The sequence below is a fragment of the Veillonella sp. 20925_1_51 genome (genome assembly GCF_041431445.1).
Classification (GTDB): Bacteria; Bacillota; Negativicutes; order Veillonellales; family Veillonellaceae; genus Veillonella; species Veillonella nakazawae.
Genome location: NZ_JAPVXT010000009.1, coordinates 44,277 through 66,061, shown reverse-complemented (window position 1 = coordinate 66,061; position 21,785 = coordinate 44,277). Strand labels below are relative to the sequence as shown.

Annotated in this window: 17 protein-coding genes and 1 pseudogene; all 18 read right to left on the bottom strand. The window is 34.6% G+C overall.

The window, feature by feature from the left end:
• Positions 1-58: 58 nt before the first annotated feature.
• Positions 59-1,183: an IS1249 family transposase gene (locus O3607_RS09065; RefSeq protein WP_371443738.1), complete on the bottom strand. Its 1,125-nt coding sequence runs from the start codon at positions 1,181-1,183 to the stop codon at positions 59-61.
• 323 nt (positions 1,184-1,506) lie between these two features.
• Positions 1,507-2,569 (bottom strand): annotated as a pseudogene (locus O3607_RS09060) (hypothetical protein).
• 260 nt (positions 2,570-2,829) lie between these two features.
• Positions 2,830-3,231, bottom strand: coding sequence for a hypothetical protein (locus O3607_RS09055; RefSeq protein ID WP_316114515.1), 402 nt, complete (start codon positions 3,229-3,231; stop codon positions 2,830-2,832).
• A 360-nt stretch (positions 3,232-3,591) separates the two neighbouring features.
• Entirely contained in the window at positions 3,592-4,560 is a 969-nt protein-coding gene (gene rfaD, locus O3607_RS09050) for an ADP-glyceromanno-heptose 6-epimerase (protein ID WP_371443737.1), read from the bottom strand.
• Entirely contained in the window at positions 4,557-6,038 is a 1,482-nt protein-coding gene (gene rfaE1 / locus O3607_RS09045) for a D-glycero-beta-D-manno-heptose-7-phosphate kinase (RefSeq protein ID WP_316114513.1), read from the bottom strand. The genes rfaD and rfaE1 overlap by 4 nt, the downstream gene beginning before the upstream one ends.
• On the bottom strand, positions 6,031-6,591 hold the full coding sequence (gene gmhA / locus O3607_RS09040) for a D-sedoheptulose 7-phosphate isomerase (protein WP_371443736.1): 561 nt from the start codon (positions 6,589-6,591) through the stop codon (positions 6,031-6,033). Before gmhA ends, rfaE1 begins: the two co-directional genes overlap by 8 nt.
• Before the next feature lie 65 nt (positions 6,592-6,656).
• Positions 6,657-7,721, bottom strand: a complete 1,065-nt coding sequence (locus tag O3607_RS09035; RefSeq protein ID WP_371443735.1) for an acyltransferase — start codon at positions 7,719-7,721, stop codon at positions 6,657-6,659.
• A 44-nt stretch (positions 7,722-7,765) separates the two neighbouring features.
• Positions 7,766-8,836 carry a glycosyltransferase family 9 protein gene (locus O3607_RS09030; protein WP_371443734.1) on the bottom strand — a complete coding sequence of 357 codons (1,071 nt, stop codon included), beginning with the start codon at positions 8,834-8,836 and terminating at the stop codon, positions 7,766-7,768.
• On the bottom strand, positions 8,817-9,953 hold the full coding sequence (locus tag O3607_RS09025; protein WP_371443733.1) for a glycosyltransferase family 1 protein: 1,137 nt from the start codon (positions 9,951-9,953) through the stop codon (positions 8,817-8,819). The genes O3607_RS09030 and O3607_RS09025 overlap by 20 nt, the downstream gene beginning before the upstream one ends.
• A gap of 3 nt (positions 9,954-9,956) precedes the next feature.
• A complete protein-coding gene (wzx, locus tag O3607_RS09020; protein ID WP_371443732.1) occupies positions 9,957-11,357 on the bottom strand; it encodes an O-unit flippase-like protein in 1,401 nt (466 codons plus the stop codon).
• A 3-nt stretch (positions 11,358-11,360) separates the two neighbouring features.
• A complete protein-coding gene (locus O3607_RS09015) occupies positions 11,361-12,689 on the bottom strand; it encodes an O-antigen polymerase (RefSeq protein WP_371443731.1) in 1,329 nt (442 codons plus the stop codon).
• 10 nt (positions 12,690-12,699) lie between these two features.
• Positions 12,700-13,749, bottom strand: coding sequence for a glycosyltransferase family 9 protein (locus tag O3607_RS09010; protein WP_371443730.1), 1,050 nt, complete (start codon positions 13,747-13,749; stop codon positions 12,700-12,702).
• Between the two features lie 40 nt (positions 13,750-13,789).
• Positions 13,790-15,226, bottom strand: coding sequence for an undecaprenyl-phosphate galactose phosphotransferase WbaP (gene wbaP, locus O3607_RS09005; protein ID WP_371443729.1), 1,437 nt, complete (start codon positions 15,224-15,226; stop codon positions 13,790-13,792).
• Between the two features lie 231 nt (positions 15,227-15,457).
• Entirely contained in the window at positions 15,458-16,669 is a 1,212-nt protein-coding gene (locus O3607_RS09000; protein WP_371443728.1) for an O-antigen ligase family protein, read from the bottom strand.
• 71 nt (positions 16,670-16,740) lie between these two features.
• A complete protein-coding gene (locus O3607_RS08995; RefSeq protein ID WP_371443727.1) occupies positions 16,741-17,685 on the bottom strand; it encodes a VirK/YbjX family protein in 945 nt (314 codons plus the stop codon).
• Positions 17,686-17,724: 39 nt separating this feature from the next.
• Positions 17,725-18,810, bottom strand: coding sequence for a glycosyltransferase family 4 protein (locus O3607_RS08990; protein ID WP_295201071.1), 1,086 nt, complete (start codon positions 18,808-18,810; stop codon positions 17,725-17,727).
• Positions 18,811-18,916: 106 nt separating this feature from the next.
• Positions 18,917-20,938 carry an LTA synthase family protein gene (locus O3607_RS08985; RefSeq protein ID WP_371443726.1) on the bottom strand — a complete coding sequence of 674 codons (2,022 nt, stop codon included), beginning with the start codon at positions 20,936-20,938 and terminating at the stop codon, positions 18,917-18,919.
• A gap of 66 nt (positions 20,939-21,004) precedes the next feature.
• Positions 21,005-21,760, bottom strand: a complete 756-nt coding sequence (locus O3607_RS08980) for a glycosyltransferase family 2 protein (RefSeq protein ID WP_371443725.1) — start codon at positions 21,758-21,760, stop codon at positions 21,005-21,007.
• Between the last annotated feature and the right edge of the window lie 25 nt (positions 21,761-21,785).

Here is a 21,785-nt window from a genome sequence, read left to right as displayed (position 1 = left end):
ATACCTCGACCTATTAATATCTCATCTGAAAATGGGAGTTATAGGACAAAAAGTGTTGCTATTTCAGTCCCCAAAGATTGGTAAATAGACAATCATAATTATGCAAATCACTCCAAACAATAGCATCACCCCAAGTTGGAATAGAGGCTTCTAACCTAGATTGTTCATGTATGGTATGATATATATCGGAAATACTCTTGTTGGTCGGCATAACCTTAAGTATTTCTGCATTAGAAAGCGGGTTCGGTGAGTGCATATAGCACCACCAGAATACCGCTTTTATTCGTCTTTCAATAGACATTCCTCTATGATTACGTAACATAGCGCGTAACTGAGCATTTATGCCACCTTCTATACGATTATTAGTAGCTGGACAGGTACATCTCAACGATGTATCTAAGTAAGTAAACAAACATCTGTTATTAATTAATTTAACTAAGGAATTTTCTGCTTTGATAAGTCGTTCGTGTTTAGGTCGTATCGTACCATTTTCATCAACTGTCATTTCTGATAAAAATACTCTATGTCGTACTTTCCATGACATAACATTTTGCACCCACTTCACGGCATGATCTTGCGTGTGTATCGTTAATAAATCCCTTGCAATTCCATATAATTCACAGCCAGCAATCGTTTTAGGACGTATTGTTGTATAGCGTTTTACTTGTTGAAATGCGTAAAATAAGCATCTTTGTAGTTTGGCTTTTAGCCAAACTTTTTTTAATGCCTTTTGAAAGCCGGTACCACCATCGGATACAACTACTGTAGGTGGTGAAATACGTCGTAATAAAACCTCCCACGCCTTAGAATGTTCATATCTACAAACATACCATCCTAAGACATGCGTCTCATTACAACAGATTAAAATGCAAGCATTTCTAGCTAAATAAATACCATCAACAAATACTACGCTACTTGATGATTCAACTTTTAGTGGTAACGGCCAAAGTTCCCAAAACTGTGATGTTTTTCTCCGAAATAAACGTCCATCACCAGACATATCTAACTGTGTGTGTTTACCAAATAACCAATCCAAAAACATCTGTAAATTATTGTTAGTTTTATTCACTTTATTTGTGAATGAGCAAGAACATTGATTACAATACCAACGTTGAGAACCCGCACTTGTTTTACCATTTTTCTTACAAATGAAACCACAACTAGGGCATCTGACTAGTTTCATAATTATACTCCTTCTAAAAAATATATCTTTCTAGAAAGATAAAACCTTATTTGAGTCAGTAAAATCAAGGGGGTTCAGACTTTTTAGCAACACTTTTTGTCCTATATGTAAAAGTTACTCAAAAAGATAAAATGCCGATAGAGCCAGTATTTAACTAGCTCCATCGGCATTAAGAGCAACACTTTTTGTCCTATAACCCCCTTTTTTCTTAGAAATAAAGAAAACAAGCTATTAGTTGATCATATAAAATCAACTAATAGCTTGTTTAGCTTAAGGGGCTGTTTTGTTACAGCCCCTTTATTATGATTCTACTTACTTATGTATTAGAATTGGTAGTTAAGGTCTACACGGTAGTAGTTAGGAAGTTTATCGTTGTCACCGATGCTCTTATTTGTTTTATTATTAAAGCCATAGTAGCCTGTTACGCCTACATTGTCTTGCAACGCATAGTGAGCTGTTGCCAACCAACCTCTGTAACCACGGTAGCTAGTAACATAAGCTGGACCACCATGGAAGTTAGGATCATAATAACGGTTTGTCGCATCATATGGTACTTCCCAACGGGAGGATTGAAGGGCAATGTTATCGCCAAAGTTGAAGTATTGCGCTTTTACATCCCATGTACCGCGTTTGGAGATTTTATAATCACCATAGCCAAGGCCAGCAGACCAAGCTGTACCATTAGATACGCTAGCTGCTTTCACCCATTCGCCGCCAACCCAAACTTTATCAAAATTCAAGTCAGAACTGAAACCGTACATATTTTTAGCTTCGCCATTTACGCGTTTATTTACACGTGTATAGAAACCACCAAGGTTTACATGGTCGTTAAGTTGACCTTTTAAACCTGTATAGACCATGGTAAAGTTTCCGTTTTTATCGATGGAGTTTTGACCATATATATCGGTAGCAAAACCACCCTCAATACCATAACCATATGCTGCTTGGAAATTAAGCTTATGATTGCCTGCGTTGAATTGAACACCGTCAAAGCCATCGTCATAAATTAAGCCATTGCCGATCATTTGATTGAAACGACCTGCTTTCACAGATACGCGTTCACCAAATTTATGATTTACATAAGCACGGTCGAAATGAATATTTGTTGGTCTATTGCGAAGGGATGAACCAGAAGAGGATGTTTGAAAAGAATCACCTAGTTCCATATTACCTGTTGTAGTACGGACTACAACGTCAGTGCGATCATTAACCTTTGCATTGAATTGGAACACCCAAATTATTCAGTTCATTAGAGAATTCATCAGCCAAGCGATTAATCATAGCCTGTTGCTCTGCATTGGCACGATCTTGGTTCGCCATAGCTTTTGCAATCATTTGCGCCATTTCGTAACGAGTAATGTTATTTTGGCCTTTGAAAGTGAAGATTACTCCCTATCAATTCCCTTTTATACACCATGGAATTCATACTTTCATACTAAACATCGTCAGTATAGCATGTAAATATTAATAATCATTAAGATGAGCATAAAATCTAGAAAATTAACGAAAGATGTCTCATTATTCTAATCTGTGAAAAGTCATATAATAAAAAAAAGACAATAGTTGAATGAATCTTACCTCTTACAACTACTGTCTTCAATTAAACTTTTTCTATAGGTTCTATGAATAAGTGAAATATGTTTATATTAATATGTTAGTGCCCCCATAAATACACGATAGCTATCATTAGATTGTAATAAATCCTTCACATACACACGAGATGTATCATTATCAAGCTTCATAGCTAACGTACGTCCAAATGATTTCGCACTATGAATAACCTCGCCTAAGAATCCTACGATTGTAAAGAATATTTCTTGGGGAGTCATAAAATCTGTTGCCAACACATCCTCAGCTTCACCTAGCTGTAAAGAATATATCATATCTGATTCTTGTAGTGAAAAACGCAAAATAACCGCACTCGTTTCCATATCATAATCAAGTCGATATGTACGTAATTCTCCACTAACTAGCACATTATTATCAACATTCATAATTTCAATATGTACAGGCTTTCTGTCCCCTACAGATAAGACATATTTTTTCATACCAATGCTCCACTAACATATAATGCAATTAAACTAATTCTTACAATATATTCATGAATTATTCATTCATGAATATATTGTACAAGATTCTACCGTTATAGAGCAATAAAATAAGTATAAAGTCTATTTAGATTTAATAATTATTTAAAATTATAATATAAGAGAAACCAAAAAGAACCATAAAAATAGAATGAAAATTCCCTTTTTATGGTTCATATATAAATTGCTTCTATTAACTTTAATTAAAAGTACTAATATTAATATAGACTCTGCAGAAGTTATATGCAATTACTATGAAGTATTCAATTTTTATAATTTAATAATATAGTTCTACTAATATAAATAGATAAAAACTATAATCTACCTACGAATATAGCCTTCATTATTTGCAAGCAACTCACAATATTCAGCAACAGCATCTTCCATCTTTGTGAATCCTCTATCATATCCAACAGATAGCAATTTAGTTGTATCTGCTTCTGTAAAAGATTGATATTTTCCCTTTAATACTTCAGGAAATGGAATATATTTAATTTTCCCCTTACCTGAATAATCTATAACAGCTTGCATAAATTTGTTAAAAGTATGAGATTGACCTGTACCACAGTTAAAGATACCAGATAATTCGGGGTGTTCCCAGAAGAAAAGATTTACATTAACCACATCTTTTACATAGATAAAGTCACGAGTTTGACCTCCATCTTCATATCCATCAGTTCCTTCAAATAATGTGATTTCACCTGTTTCTTGATTTTTATAAAACATTTGGCGCACTAAAGAAGCCATCTTATCCTTATGACATTCATTAGGACCATATACATTAAAATACCGAAGACCTACTACTTGCGACACCAATTTATTTTCAAATTTACGTACATATCGATCCATAAATAACTTTGAGTATGCATATGGATTTAATGCTTCTTCACATTCGAGACTTTCTCGAAACCCCTTATGCCCATAACCATAAGTTGAGGCAGATGAGGCATAAATAAATGGAATACGATGATTTTGACAATAATGGAAAAGGTTACGAGAACCTTCATAGTTATTTTTCATAATATAACGTCCATTATACTCCATAGTATCAGAACATGCACCATTATGAAAAACTACATCAATAGGGCCACAGTCAAAATTACCCTCAGCAATAGCACGATCAAAATCGATACAATCAATATAATCAAAGTAGTCTAAATTAGTTAGATTACGTGTTTTACGACCATCAGTCAAATCATCTACAATAATAATATCATTACGCCCTTGTTCATTAAGTGCTTTTACCAAATTTGATCCAATAAAGCCAGCACCACCTGTTACGATTATCATAGTTTATACTCCTTTACTAAATTAGCGATTTTCTTTACCACATTAGTAGTTGAATATCCGTCTTTAAAGGATAAAATTTGTACGGAATCTACGAATTCACGACCAACTACATCATCAACCTTATAGTCGCCACCCTTAACAAGTATATTAGGTCGAATAATTTCTAATAATTGAGAGGGAGTATCTTCATTAAAAAGTACAACACCATCTACACAGCCTAAAGCACTCAATAAACAAGCTCTATCCTCTTCATCTACTAAAGGGCGAGTTTCCCCTTTAAGACGCCTTACAGAATCGTTAGAGTTTAGTCCTATAATAAGACGATCACCTAGTTGAGCCGCTTCTTGCAAGTACGTAATATGCCCTCTATGAAGAATATCAAAGCACCCATTAGTAAAAACAACTATATCTCCTCGATCTTGCCATTGCTGAACTATGCTCTTCATCTCTTTCCAAGAATAGACTGACTTTTCTACATATTTTCCTTCTTGCAGAGACATCCACAAATCAATTAACTCTTGTCGATGAATAGGATAAGTACCTACTTTAGATACTACGATACCAGCTGCTCCATTAGCTACATGAAGTGCTGTCCGCATAGAAAGATTAGCAGCAATAGAGCAAATCATAGTAGCAACAACTGTATCACCCGCACCAGATACATCAAAAACATCTTGTTGAGTAGCAGGATTATGCCAAATTCGACCATCTCTAGCAATAATAGAAATTCCCTTTTCAGATCTAGTAGCAATGATATATTGAATATTATTAGTAGCTAAAACTTCTTTGGCTGCAGTAACTATTTTATCATCATCATTTGTAATAGAGTAGCCAACCCGTTCAGATAGTTCCTTTACATTAGGAGTAATATAAGTGGCACCATTATATTTTTCCCACTGACTACCTTTAGGATCAACAATTGTTGGTATTTTATAACAATTAGCTAGGTTAAAAATCTTTTCTAAAATACTATCTGTACAAACTCCCTTTCCATAGTCAGATATAACAATACCATCTAACCCTTTTTGACAGAGGGAGTCTAGCCAAGAAATAAGTTCTTCTTCTTCCTGTTGCTCAACATCTCGTACTGTCTCAAAATCTAGCCGCATCATTTGTTGACGATCACCTAAAATTCGCATTTTAGTTATGGTAGATCGATCTCGTGAAATTACTACACCACTTTTATCAATACCATTAGAATCTAATAAGTCTTGTAAAAGGTTTCCATGGGTATCTTGTCCCGCGACTCCACCGACATATACATGAACATCCAAATTAGCAAGATTCGCAGCAACATTTGCAGCCCCACCAAGGACTTCTTTCATCTGTTTTACTCGATTCACAGGAACTGGAGCTTCTGGAGATATGCGACTTACATCACCAAAAACATAACGATCTACCATTAGATCGCCAATGACAGCTATACGAAGATTAGGCAGACTATCATGTAAGAATTTATTAATAGTGTTCTTAATCATAATCTTCCTCTACTAATTCACAAACAATATGTCCAACCAATATGTGCATCTCTTGAATGCGTGCTGTAGTCTTAGATGGAACAGCTATTACCGCATCACAAAGAGCACCAAGTATACCGCCACCTTCACCAGTAAATGCAACAGTTTTTAGACCTTTCTGTTTTGCTAGTTCTATGGCCTTAACCACATTCTTAGAATTTCCTGATGTAGAAATACCTATTAATACATCTCCAGCCTGTCCCAAACCAGCTACTTGACGAGAGAATACATCATCATAAGAATAATCATTAGCTATAGCTGTCAAAATAGAAGTGTCTGTTGTAAGTGCAATAGCAGGTAAAGACTCTCGTTCTTTTACAAAACGTCCTACCAATTCAGCTGCCAAATGTTGAGCATCAGCAGCTGATCCCCCATTACCACAGAAAAGAATTTTATGTCCTTTATCAAGAGCATTCTTACATATATCCGCAACTACTCGAATCTCTGCAATATAATTACGCATCTTCGTATGAGTATCTAAATGATCATCAAATCTTTGTGTAATAACATCCATAAAAACTTTCTCCCATACTAAAATAAATTAATACTAAAACTATATGATTATCCAAACAATAAAACCTATATAATCTCTTTCTTTTTAAGCCATATATTTATTCGTTCTGCCAGAGACTTTACTAATGGTTCCATTGGGCGCTCGACTAAATAAATACGAACTTTATCAATAAGCACACAGGATACAAAAACAAGTAATACTATTGATAGTAACCATAAAGGGAAATACCATTGAGTATAAACATAGGTATCATCTAATAATTCGAAGAATATCCATTTCTGTAAGCGCCCTATATGGAGAAGATATACACTAAATACAGATGTAGAGAAAAATGTTATAGTTTTACCATAAGATAATTTTAAATCCTTAAAACCTAGAAACAGGCATAATGCTGTTAACAATCCAGGAAATCTATATGTTGGCCATACTAAAGTAAAAATATCTATATTTTTATTAAAAGTCTGATTTATATAAGCTGCAATCCACATAGAAGTCCCTACAAAGGTCATTAATAATACAGCATATAAAATATACTTTTTATTACCTTGAATTGAATATATTTTTATATAGGCACCAATAGCATATAATACTATAAAAAATAGTATCAAATTATTGGAATCCATCCAAAAATCACGAGTTATGGTTGGAATAATACTAAATATAAGTATGCCAATACCTATAAATCCCCTATGCTTATTTCTCGACATATTATGTAATAACGGATTTAAAAAAGGTACTAATAGTATTAAAATCAGATAAGATGATATAAACCAATATTCGTTATAGGTAATAGGCAATAACATCATTACGATCTTTTTTATGCTTATATCAATAATCCCCATTTTGAAAGCTATAAGACCGCAAACAACAGAATAAAAAAATGTTTGTAACCATAATTTTATAATACGACGACTATCAAATTCTTTTGTACAAAGTAAATAGCCACCAATAATTACAAATGCACAGTTACCTATAGCGCCTCCCAATCTTGCAAATGCGAGTGTTAACCAATTTCCTGTAATAGGCATATCACTATTAATAGATATAACACCATGATCTGACATATGAAATGCTATTATTAACAGCATACAAACTATACGAAATAGTTCAATCCCCAAATTCCTGTTCATATATTTCCCCATATAGCGAATACAATATAATAAATATTAAAATACTATACTTTCTTATAATTAGCTTTTTCTAAAACCTGATATACCATATCTATCACTTGTTGTGGTCTAATTTCCGTTAAGCAACGACGATGATTACAATGAACGTATTGATTTGTTCCAAAGCAATATTTACAATCTGTCTCATATTCTACAAAATAACTACAATCTGAAAAAGCTCCTATATATTTAGGATTTGTAGGTCCAAATATAGATATTGTAGGTACAGATAAAGCACCTGCAATGTGTTGCATCCCTGTATCAATACCTATAGAACAAGTACATCGCTTTATAGCAGCCATACTTTGTTTAATACTACATTTACCCACTAAATTCACAACTTGTGGTAACTCTAAAAACTCATTCAGCTCTTCTAATAATGGTATCTCTTGAGATCCACCAATTAAAACAACTTGATTTCCATCTTTCACTAATAAGTCTAAAAGATCATGCATCTTTGTAATGCCCCACGCTTTTGGAAAAACACGACCAATCCTTAACCAACGATTAGTAAGGGATGGATCTGCATTACCGATACATAATCCAATAATTGGTTTAGTTTTTTCTAGCATTTTAAAGTAAGATTCTACAAATTCATCACTATCAGAATCTACATATAATTGTGGTTTTAATTTATCACTAAATTCTAAACCTAAAGTTTTCACATTAGCTTCTACAAAATGTATATCATAGTCATATTTATTAGTACCTGAAGCTTGAAACCCTATATGTTTCTTTACTCCACAAAGTTTCATAAAAAGTTTTGATTTTTTTACTGGAGTAATGCCTGCACTAATTCCAATATCAAAATCATGTTTTCTAAGATTCAGTATTGTTTTATAAGTTATATATATATCTTTATATACATCTAGAACAATAATTTCATCTACTGGAATACGTGAACTTTCAATAATGTCACGGCCTGCATTCATCTTACAAAGTACAGTCAGCCTTGCATTAGGATACAAATATCGTACACCTTTTAGTAATGATAAAGCACATACTGTATCTCCTAAACCATGCATAATTTCGACTAAAATATTTAATTGTTTAGTACTAAATTTTACTGTATTCACAATAGAGTTCCTCTAAACGTTTTGCTTCTAATTGAATATTATAACCCTCAGTATTTATACAATTATTTATACCAATACGACTATTTACACCATTACAAAGATGGTTTATATTACTATAAATACGCTTAGTTTCATTAATCCAAATAGCTATATCTTCATCAGTAATGCCTATTTTTTTTGCTAATGAAGGATCAATAATAGCTTCATCTGGTACAAAATTACTCATCAATATTGGTAATTTCGCTGCTTGAGATTCAATAGCCACTACCCCTAACCCTTCATACCAAGACGGAAAATAAAATATATCAAAGAGACTATACAAATTATGAACGTCATCACGTAAACCTAAATAAGTCACTCGCTCAAGTAGTCCTAATGATTTCAGTTGATTTAATACACTTTCTCGCAATGGTCCATCTCCAACAAGCACAAGATGTGCAGATGGCAATTGTTGAGCTACTTGATGAAAGAGTCGTATTATATACGCATGATTTTTCTGATATACAAATCGTCCTATATGACCAATAATAAACTTATCCTCTAAACCTAATTCACTTCGCAATTCTTCGCGCATCTCTTCGTTATATTGAAAACATTCTACATCAATTGCATTATTTATAATTTGTGAAGCTTTATTAGAACCATATAGCCAATATGCTGCCACCTTACTACATGCAAAGTATCTATTAGCTACAAATACAGATAGAGGTCGTAAAGCCATTTTCATAATATTACGCTTAGTTTCACTTTTAACTGTTGTATTATGTCCATGCAATATACGTACTTTAGTACCTGCCATCCATGCAGGCCCTAGTGAAAAGACGCCCAATGTCGTCATATGGCAATGAACAATATTATACTTATGTTCTTTCACTATATGATAAACACCTTGCATAAAACCAAATATATTTTTAGAGTACGATGGTACTTTATAAACTTTACCACCCATAGATTCAACTGTATCTGTAATATCTACGATATTGTCATCATGTACAACAAAATCAAATTGTACCTTTGAACGATCTATATGTTTATAATAATTCATCACAACGGATTCTACTCCGCCACCAGCTACGATACCAATGACTTGCAAAACCCGTATTGGTTCTGTATTCATAATTTACCTCTTAACTTTACTAAGAGCACTTTCAATACCTTTCACAATAGATTCTATCCAACTCATCTCCATTTCCTTATGCGTCTTATAGAGCCAGTACCAACTGTTATACATCAATTGAGATAAAATTATCCCACCAAGTAACCCCAAAATACCAAAATCGAAAAATTCCATAAATACAAGAGATAGCAAAAGACCTATTGCAGAAGATAAAATGAAGCTTTTTACATATATAATACGATTAGTACAAGAGAAATAAGATGTATAGCAATTTCTATAGTAAATGACAAATTGCATAATACCTGCGCCCCAAAGAACTGTATCAGAAATAACAAAATTAGACTTAATCATATTTAATAGTGGCAATCCAACAAGCCATAATCCAAATATCCCTATCCAGTAAATCACAATAAATAGCGTCACCGAAAAAGAAAATAATTCTCTCAAACGAGGTTGATTCTTAGTTATATATGCATTTTGAAAGGCCGGTTGGTATGTATTATATAGTGTACTAGCAACAACAGATACTGCAGTAGTCAGTTGAATAGCAATGGAATACATACCAGTTTGTGCCAAACTTAAATAGAATGATGAAATAATAATAGTTGCTTGAGTTGATATATAATTAGATATAGATACAATCCCATCTCGCCACGCATTATACCAAATAGTTCGGAATATATCTGCTGTAGATGCAGCAACAAGATTTGTAGCAGCTCTCAATTTCTCACCAATATGCTCATATTTATAAAAATATCTATGCCCAAAGATTTTAAATCCAAGACCATATATAAGGTAACCTATACTCGCCCCAATAATACCAAAGCCCAATAAAAGTAAAATAATCGTAAATACCATTTGCAATAAACGAGCATAAACAATACTTTTATTAGCCAATGTAATAGCGCCTACACCTCGAAGAAATGAGATATAGTAGCTGTAATAAAGATTTAAAAAAATTCCAAATCCATATGCAGCCCATGCGATATAGGCTTCCCAGTGAGAATTCGGACCAACTAAGCTACCTATATAGTACATTCCTAAAGTGTACATTAACACTAAAGCACTACCACCTAAGATAGCATAAATCGATTGACAAGCTTTAAGGATAGCTTTTAATAATGAAAAATTAACCTCTTTTGATTCAGAAAAAACAACATGATTTGCTTTAAGTTCTTGAGCTCCACTCCAGCAATACGTGATATTACGAGCAAAGGTAATAGAAAAGCCAAAATCAAATAGTAAGGCAATAGATCCTATACTAATAAATACATACCATAGTCCCACCATATCAGGTGTAAAGAAATAGATATAAAGTGGCAATAATAAGAGATTTACTGCCATCGTAAGAGCCATACTTCCATAAGACCATAGAATATCTCTTTTTTTGATGGAAATATTCATAATCTACCTCTTTGGTTGCTTTATCTTTACTCGATAACCTACGTAAATAAATAGACCTATTAACCCAACAATAACAAATTGAGAAAATGCTAATAATGCACGGATGCGATCATCATAGCCCGCCCATACAAGCGATACTAGTTCAGTAAGAAAAATAGCTGTCCAAACATGAGTCCAAATATTGCCATTAGAGCGACGTTGTAGATATTCATAGGCTAATGAAAATAAAGCAGTCACTATAATACTCATAATAATAACACCCAAAATACCAAAATCTTCATACCAACGCCCAAATAAAGATAATGTATTGCCAAATTTATCAAATTCATGATAAGCCATTCGTGCTCTTTCTGGTAACAAGCCAAAATTAATCAATTTATCATATATATCAGCAAAGCTAGATTGTCCAAAATATATAGTACGTGCTGGCTCCCATATATGAGCATTCAATGCATAAATACCGCCTGCTAATAACTCCGCTATACGTTCTAGTGTAATATTATTTCCATCTTGCCTACCTACTAAAATGCCATAAAGAATATATACAAACGGACTAACTATAGTAATAGGAATAAGCTTAAATAAAAATCTCTTACTTTGATTAACATATCCCTCTTTTACCATAAAAAATAAATAAGTCAAAATCATAAATATAAATATCTCAATAGCTGGTTGACGTGCACCCATAGCAATCGAACTACCTATACAAAAAAGGCCCACAATTATAATAAGACCAGTTCCCTTAAAAATAGGTTTATCAAGGATAACGCCATTATAGATTGCTACATAAGCTGATATATATGTTAGTATTAAAGCAATCTTATAGAATTGTGAATTAATAAAAATCAAAGTCTTCGTATGATAATATTGTTGAGGATATAAAAGAATATTTCTATATTGAGTCATACGACTAACATCACTATCACCAGTCGTATTAATGAATACACAGAACAAAGAAAACAAAATAAAAAATATCATATACATAGATATGTATTTATATCGTACAGGAAGTTTTACTATTCCCACTAAAGGGTAGCGATTACTATCAAAATTATACTCAATAGATGTTTGGTCTCCCCAATTAAGTTTAGCCCATCTATGTACAACATAACCAGTGCCTAAAATAGCCCCTCCACCAAGAGCTATTACTATAAAAGTATAAAAGTAAAGGTCTGTTCCCATTTCATGTCTATACCAGTATCCCAAAGCAATAACAATCGTTAAAGATACCAATGTAATCATTGTAGGGGATATGATAGGCAGTTCAAATTTCTTATAGCCTAATACTACAAATATCACATAAGATATTAATAGTAATAAATAACTATCCATGAATCTACCTCTATCTCTCAAAAATTTGTAATATAGAATCTAATACAAGATCTGCTGAAATTCCTTGCATACATTTGTTATTAGTACATGTGTAGGAATGATCATAACCTAAACATGGTGAGCATTCTACAGTATTATGAATAATCTCACTATATGGACCAAATGGTTTTACAATAGTTGGGTCTGTAGGACCAAAAAGTGTTAATGTAGCTGTTCCCTGTATAGATGCCGCATGAATAAGTCCTGTATCTACACCGACAACAAGATCTGCTTCTCGTACCACTTGAAAACTCTCTTTAATAGAATGTTTTCCTATAAAACTAACAATACGTGAATCTAATTCATCGTAATAAGGTTCAATCATACCTTGTTCCATTGAGCCACCAATAAAGATAACCTCATAACCCCTTTCAACTAGTTTATTTCCAAGCTCTACCCAATTTTTAGTGGGCCATGATTTAAGACTTAATGCATAAGGATAATGTAACTTTTCATTTGCTACATGACCAGAACCTATACAGAATACAATAGAAGGATGATTAATAATGATAGGTTCTGATACAGGATTTTTATCAAGAAAATATGATTCACGCTTCATAATAGTTGGCTCAAAACCTAACTGTTTCAAGATATCATTTTCTAGGTCATATATATAATAACTATCTGGCCGATTAATGGACTTTTTATAAGTCGCACCATTATATGGATTATATGCACCTATTGTTGTTTTACAACAGAAATCAATAATTTTGCTCGGCCACGATGACATATACTTAGAATTCAAATGCTCAAGTACAATACCATAATCATAACTATGATAACCGGCTTTCAACAAAAACATTAAGGAATGTAATGGTTCTTCCTTTGTATAGTAGTAACAATGACGAATATCCCCTTGCAAGTCCACCATCTTTTTGTTTAGACCTATACGTCGTTTATCACTACACGTAAATATATCAACGGTAGCTGATGGATCTTGTGACTTAATGCTTTGAATAAGCGGCATAGCAATAACAAAATCACCAATGCCCTGCGCAATATAAATAAGATATGTACTCATATGACTTCCTATTAATTATAAGGTTATGGTAAAAAGCTATTTAATAAGCTCCTTTTGATTTCACCACAGCCAATACTGTTTTTAACAAATAAACTATATCGATCCATACGGACCAGTTATGAACGTACCAAGAGTCCATTAACACCCGTTCTTCATAGGTAGTATCGCTACGACCACTAACTTGCCATACACCAGTAATCCCTGGTGGTACAAGGTAAAAGTCGTTGATATAGTCGCCGTATTTTACGATTTCATCACGCACGATAGGACGAGGACCTACAAGGCTCATATCGCCAACGAGAACATTCCACAATTGTGGCAATTCATCAAGGCTTGTTTTGCGAAGGAATTTACCAATACGAGTAACACGAGGATCATCCTTCAATTTGAAATCTCGTTCCCATTCCTCACGGGCTGCAGGGTTTTCTTTCAAATATACCTCTAATGCCTCTTGTGCATTCGGCACCATGGAGCGGAATTTATAGCACGGGAACTCTTTACCACCTTGGCCAACGCGCTTATGACCAAATACGATAGGCCCTGGAGAATCTAGATAAATCAGTACGGCTACAATGGCTAAAATTGGCAAAATCAAGAGACCCCCACATACGGTAGCTACAATATCAAATATGCGCTTCATAATGCGGTTAGACTTGCGAGCCAAGTTATTTTGTACTCGCAATACAACGGCTTGCTCTTCCATCATGCCACGAGCTGTAATATTACTCGTGGGCAAACCAAATAATTCAGGCACAAAGGCTACTCGTTTTACCAATAATTGCAATCGATTGATCAAAGATACTAACTTTTTAGGTTCTAACCCTGGTGCACAAATAAGAACTGTTTGTACGCCTGTATCTTTGATAACATGTTCAACATCGGAAAAAGCACCTAAACATGGATATTCTTTAGCAATGGTAGAGGATTTTGGCTTATCATCTACATAACCAATAATCTTGTAAGTAGCAATAGGCATGCGATCTAACGATTTCTTTACGAGCTCTGCTGTTTTACCTGCACCAACTAATAAAACTGGTATCGTTAAATATCCGGCCTTAGAAAGAATCTTCCCTACAATAAAACGGGAACTAAAGATAAAGAGCAACATGAATAAGTAAGCAAAGACAACAAATAAACGGGATACATCGTTGATTACGTGCCCTGTATACATAAGCACAATAGATACAACTACGCCGATAGTGATGCTACGGAATAAGTTCTTCATAGTATCCCAATAAGGAGATACTACAGAGTATGCATTATTAAGAAGTAATATGGCTAAAAACACAAGAGGTATAATGCCATATACATAGATTTCATCTACCTTAAAATGTGGACTAACTGGTAAAAATGGCAAGTTTAACCGCAAATAATAAGCTGCTAATGTCCCCAAAACAATAGAAACATAATCGGCTATAAGCACTATTATTTTACTAACAAGCAACTTGTTGTGATTATTATATCCATAACTATTCATACTAATACCCCAAACTATAAAAAAAGGTTGTTTTCTCAATACAATTTTCAAGAAAACAACCTCTAAAACATACGAATACAATGTACCAATAATTACTTATATTGTATCATATTCAAAAGTTTAAAACTATGAAAAACCATAGATTTTAGCTATCTTTTATGTAGTTTTTTGGAGATTCTCAGTCTATTTAAATTGGGCATAAAAACCAATTAAATAATGCGTAAATATTTCCTAAATAATCTTGTGATTCTCATTTATTTTCAATTGAATCATGATGCCCATAACAATCCAAAATATGCGAATGCCCGAAGAATTTCCCCACGTATAATCTATAGATCCAAACAAAAACAAATAGCTAATAAAGCCTACCATTATTGATAAATCATAAGGATTTCTTGATTTAACATAATGTATCAAAGATTTACAGAATATAAAGAATGAAAATCCTAAGAATCCAATGAGCCCTAATATGCCAGATTCAGAGGCTATTTGCAATAGATTATTATGAGAATGGCCTAGATCTTGAGTTTCTTGTTTTAATTTATAGTGTTCTCGATATGTTTTTTGCCATAATCCAGGACCAACACCTGTTACAGGATGATCCATAATCATTTGCTTATCTGCTTCCCATACATAGATACGACCTAAATTGGAACCATTCGTAGTCGTATTAAAGGTACTTTCAAAACGAGCCATATAGGCAGGATTACTAGTAAATGCATATCCTATACCTACAACGGCTACAAGTAGTACCAACATATAGCGAATATTAACAAAGCTATAGCGCAATGTTATGAGTATACCGTTAATACCATTAAATAACCAGGAACCACGACTTTGGTTCCCCCACATTCCTAAAAGCATGCCAAACAAAGAAAATACAGCTGATTTTCTTACATACGAAGGAAATCTCTTATAATAGGCAGCAATTAATGCCAATGGAAAGGCCAATGTTAATAACATGGCTAGTCCCATCACAGAGCCATTAATAACACCGCCTGCACGACCTTCTAGTCCTACATTATAGCCCAGTAAATATTGTGCAAAGGCCGATACAGCATCAACGCCCATATACACAAAATATACTGATAAAATAGCATATAATTTGCGAGAACTCTTAATACATAGCAGAATGGGTACGATAACTAATACCTTCCAAACCCAAATATTGAAGAAATATTTAGTAGTCACCGCTATATCAGTGCTAATTAATGCGGAAGGCAATACACATAGTAACATGCCTACATAAGCCCATCCATATTGGCGTATGGACTGTGGTACAGAGATTTCATGTCGTCTATACCAACAAGTTACTAAGGTCATCAATATAATAAGGCTATATATTAAATTCCCTAATGCCATAGATGACCGCGTCGTACATATCATGAGTGAAATGAGTACGGTCAGGACCATTTCAGAATTCTTAATTATCCAAGATTGCATACTAACCCCTTTTTCCCAACATAGTTATAATCTACTATTTATCATAGTGGTATCTATTCCCTTTATAGATATTATTTTACTCGTAACAATGGTCGTACATGATCTTGAATCTCTTGCTCATATTGATCGAGTAATTCATAGCGTTTTCTGTATTGGCTACGTTTTTGTGATTTAATTTCTTCAATAGGTTTACGATATTCCTCTAATGGAATGTTGAAGAAACGGTCATCACTACATACAACACCACCAGATTCCTCCCACAATGGATCTAGCTCAGCTACCTTAGCACGGTGCCCCCGAACTAAGTGGGTATTCGCGTAAAAGCCTTCATCAGATACGGCATAAATGGATTCGACCTTACAAAGGACCGCAATATGGCGTAATAGGAACATAATAAAGTTTTTTGGTCGATACCCAAACATCTTTTTAGTAACTGTTTTAGCATTATCAAGGCCATCTTTATATCCTTGAATCGTGCCAATCCACATAGCCGGCTCTCCATTAAAACCTTTACCAAAGCGGAAGTTAGCATGGTATACGCCTTGTTTACCCAAGGTTAACAACAAGGTTAAAAAACCTTCTTTTCGTTGACCCGGTCCATAATATAAACGGGCCACCATATCAAGGTCTTCTGATTCCCATACGATAAAACCACGATTCATACGGCTTACATCGTCATAAATATTATCTGGATCTACAGAGTACATTTCGCGAATGGCTTCATCTGTAAACACATCTTTCAAATAATCAAAATGATTAACAATAGCCTCTAATCGTTCCTGTGGTGTTGAGCTTTTAAACAAGAAATATCGCGTCATTAACTCAAATAGACCAACTTGAAGGTCTAACAATGTTGGATCTGGCGTATAGCTTGCAAAATAGCTCTCTAGTGCCTCTATTTCTCGTTTATTGCGGATAGAGCGCATTGTATGAAGGAAAGTGCGTCGTGTTTCCCTCCAACTACGTTTGCCGTAAATCTTACGACCTCGCTGCCATTGTGTTTCTAAATATCCCATCTCAAACTCCTATCCACTAAAAACTACCAAACCTTATCATTACTTATCAGTGGAGTGTAAATTATCTATAATCGCAACTAATTCATCTGCCACACGATTAACAATGAATCGCTGTTCCACAACTTGTCGTGCCTTTGTGATGATATTTGGCAAGTCTACAGCATCACTCATCACATGTTCCATAGCTTGTTGTAAGCTGTGTTCGTTCAAAGGATCTACAATAAATCCAGATTCACCATCGTCTATGATTTCTCGTTGAGCCCCAGAGCCACTTGTAATGACTGGTACACCGCAATACATAGCCTCACAAATAACGAGACCAAAGGCTTCACGCGTTATCGTTGGCAATAGTAAGCAATCTATGGATCTATATAAACCTTCAATATCTCGTGTAAATCCTATAAATTCAACGTAAGAATGCATTTGATGAGCATGTATATAATCTTTTAATTTCTTAATTTGATCCTCTGTACCAGCCCCCGATATAATCAATCGAACATCGGGATTGTTTTGATGAATCTGTTCCAGAGCGCTTAAAATCAGATACAAACCTTTCCGTTCTGTTATACGCGCACTATATCCAAAGGTTCTAACCTTATACTTCATGGGAACAGCATCTGAAAAAGACTGGAATCGGTTCGGGTCGATACCATTATATACAACATGGTATTTGCTAGTATCCTTAATAGCAGGCGTCATAAGATCGTCATAAACAAGTTTAGACACACAAACGAAGGCATCTACTTGTGCATTGATCCATCTATGATATATATCTGTTTTACCAGGTACAAGATTATGCTTTATAAACACCAATTTAGCACCTGTTAACTGCTTAAGAGCAATACAGAATAAGATATATTTACCGGAGTGGCATACAATCGTATTAATCCCCTGTTCTTTCATCTGTTTAGCCACGGCATTAACAGATAGAAAACCCTTCAAGGTATAGAGATTGGCAGTCATCACATGGCCCACTTGGGCATACCGAGATTGCATATCTTCATTCGATTGGTCCACTAAGATATACGCAGTCCTATGTCGTTGTTGTAATTGCTTACAAATATCATATACATATTGTTCACCGCCACCCCAAATTTTGGCGCCTACAACATTGATTATAGACATAGGTTCCTCCTATCATACACATATCAATACACATATAGTAACATCTATTGATGTATACGAAATAGTGATTACATATACATCAATAGACTATTATCATTTAATTATACTACGACTTATTCATGCTGTCCTCATGATTAATAAGCCACATGGTCAACATTGTCCAATCTCGCGCATCGTCCCAATGATTATTAATAGGGCGAATTGGCTCAACCGGTTTATAGGATGGTATATTGCTTTCACCATAATCCATACGAACATCGCCCATCATATGAGGCGTAATCCATTGATACGGTGTAACTAATGTATCTGGCTGTTCATCAAACAAGGACGGTACGATGGAATAATATTCAAAACCCTTTGGTGCAATAGCTTCAATAATGGTAGGCATGAGGCTCATATGCGTGCCAATTGGCGCAGTAATCGTGTCTTTAGTGAAAGCAGGATGTTGCAACAATCCTACGGTACAGAATGTGTCGCGCAAGGTATAGTCTCGTTGAATTAAGGATGTATTATTCAAAGAGCCAAATAGATTAGAGTGGTCACCAGTGACAACGAATAAACTATCTGGAAAGGCCTCTTTCATAGCATTAATAAAGTTAAAAATAGCCTTATCACTATAGCGATACGTAGCCAATTCCTTATTGCGTTTCTTGTTGAATTTTAAATCATCTCCAAGGTTTGGCATCACCTGTTCAGGATCATAATCTAATAAGGAATCCTCCATTTTATAAGGACCATGATTGGATGTAGTGTAAATAAAATGGAATGTAGGATGTTCTAAAGATTTGATTTTCTCTTCAATATGTTCTAAAAATACATGGTCATAAACGCCTACCCAAGTCTTAGGTGCATGGGGACCACAAAAAACGGAAGCACTTTCTACGCGGTCAAATCCTTGAGCCTTGCCAAAGTGATTAAAGTTACCATACGAGGCATTACCACCATACCAATAAATCGTATCATAACCTAAACGCTTCATTTGAGATGCCAAAGAAGTCGGCAATGGTTCATGCCAGAAGGCTTCCCGTTCATTGATTTCCATGCCCGCATCATAGACACCAGATAATAGACTCACAATGGATGGACGAGATACATTACCAGCAGGCAAGAAATTAGGTACTTGCGCCGTATATGGATTATCTTTAAAATCCCATAAACCAGGACATATATTAAGTTCCTTATAAGGTTTATCAAGAGACCATTGTGGGATACTTTCACCAACAATAAAGAATATATGTTGTGGTTTATCAATACGAGGACCTGATGCAACGCGCTTGAATGCATGAAGCGGTGTATTCAAATCCTGCCAAGAATCTTTATATTCCTTAGGAATAATACGGTGAATCGCGTCATCAATGTCCTCAGCAGATGCGGTATATTCATCACGAAGGGGATGTTTTAGCACCGTTTCTAAGGCACATAGATCCGGCACTGTAGCACGAGCAAAGAATATATCCTCTTTTACCACTGTAGGAATCGTATCCCATTCTGGTTTATCATCATGAGATAAGGTTCCACCATAGCGGAACCAATAAAACCCCAAAACGGAGGCAGCTACAAGACCTATATTCCAAGCTACAGTAGGCCAAGTTCCTTCAATAGTTGGATAGGGTATAGATGGCAAGGATAAGAAGAAATCTCCCATATACCAGGATATAAACGTAATAGGAATCAATCCTAAAATGACGAGAATTCCTCGATCTTGATTAAAGAATACATCAATCAAATTACGTTTCTCTGCATGATTTCCATAATGAACCATATAGTTATACGTATCATGGAAATGCTTATAAAAAATCATTTTTCCTGCAAAAGCTGCGTAAAGTATGCAGGAATAAATGGTTAATCCCACTAACCGTACAGTATCTTCCATTTGGTGATACCCATCAAATAATAATGCAGGGAGCGTCACCAATATTAAGGGTAGTAAGAATACATAAGCATCAAAATCCATGCCCCACCAAAAGCCGTAACGAAATGAACCTAATACAGATTTCCAGCGTCCCTTCCATGTAGGGTAAGGATTATACACAATCATGAATATGATTCGAAAGATGGTGCTCAATATAGGAGCCCAAAGCATTAGTTTTATATTTTGTTGTAGGGATAGAAAAAATTGTTCACTCATTCATACTTCCATATCTACTTCAAGAACAATAATTCCCCATAGTAATCTACTATACTAAATTACTGATTATAATTGCCCATTAGATTTGTTTAAATAATATAATTTTACATATTTCGTCATGGTGTACATCATATGGTAGATAGATAATAAAAAACCTATTTTTCCATCTAATATGCCACCTTGCAAAATATATATCTTAAAAAATGCCCATGTTGGACGCAATATAATATCCCCTAAAAAACTACAAGATTTCCCTTGTTTCTTGTACTTGTTGGCCGCTGCTGTAGTGTATTTATTGAACTTTTCAAAGAACTGATGCCAGTTATCATAAGTATAATGATACAATTTGCCTTCTAATGTATCTTGTGGATACGGACTGATAAAGGCTTCATGAACAGCACCTTCTACAGTGGCTCCCTCTCGAGGCATCAATCGTAACACCTTATCAGGTCTCACCACACCATGAGTAGCTGGATTGTGATGGAACAAATTATATCTTCGTAGCCAATAAGCCTTTGGTTCACCTTGGATAGCTCGTTGAATAGACTTTGCTAACTCTGGTGATACACGCTCATCAGAGTCAACAAATAAAATCCATTCACTCTGGGCTTGTGAAATACCAAAGCGTCGTTGTTGTGACCAATCTCCATTCAGAGGATGTGGTATAACTTTAGCCCCCAAGTTAGTAGCAAGAGGTACCGTTTGATCTGTACTTCCATCATCAATAACTAATATTTCATCAGCAAATTGAATACTTTTAATACAATCTACAATATGTTTTTCTTCGTTGCGAGCTAAGATAATAGCCGTCACAGTGCTCATAGATCATCCTTTAACTTACAAATCC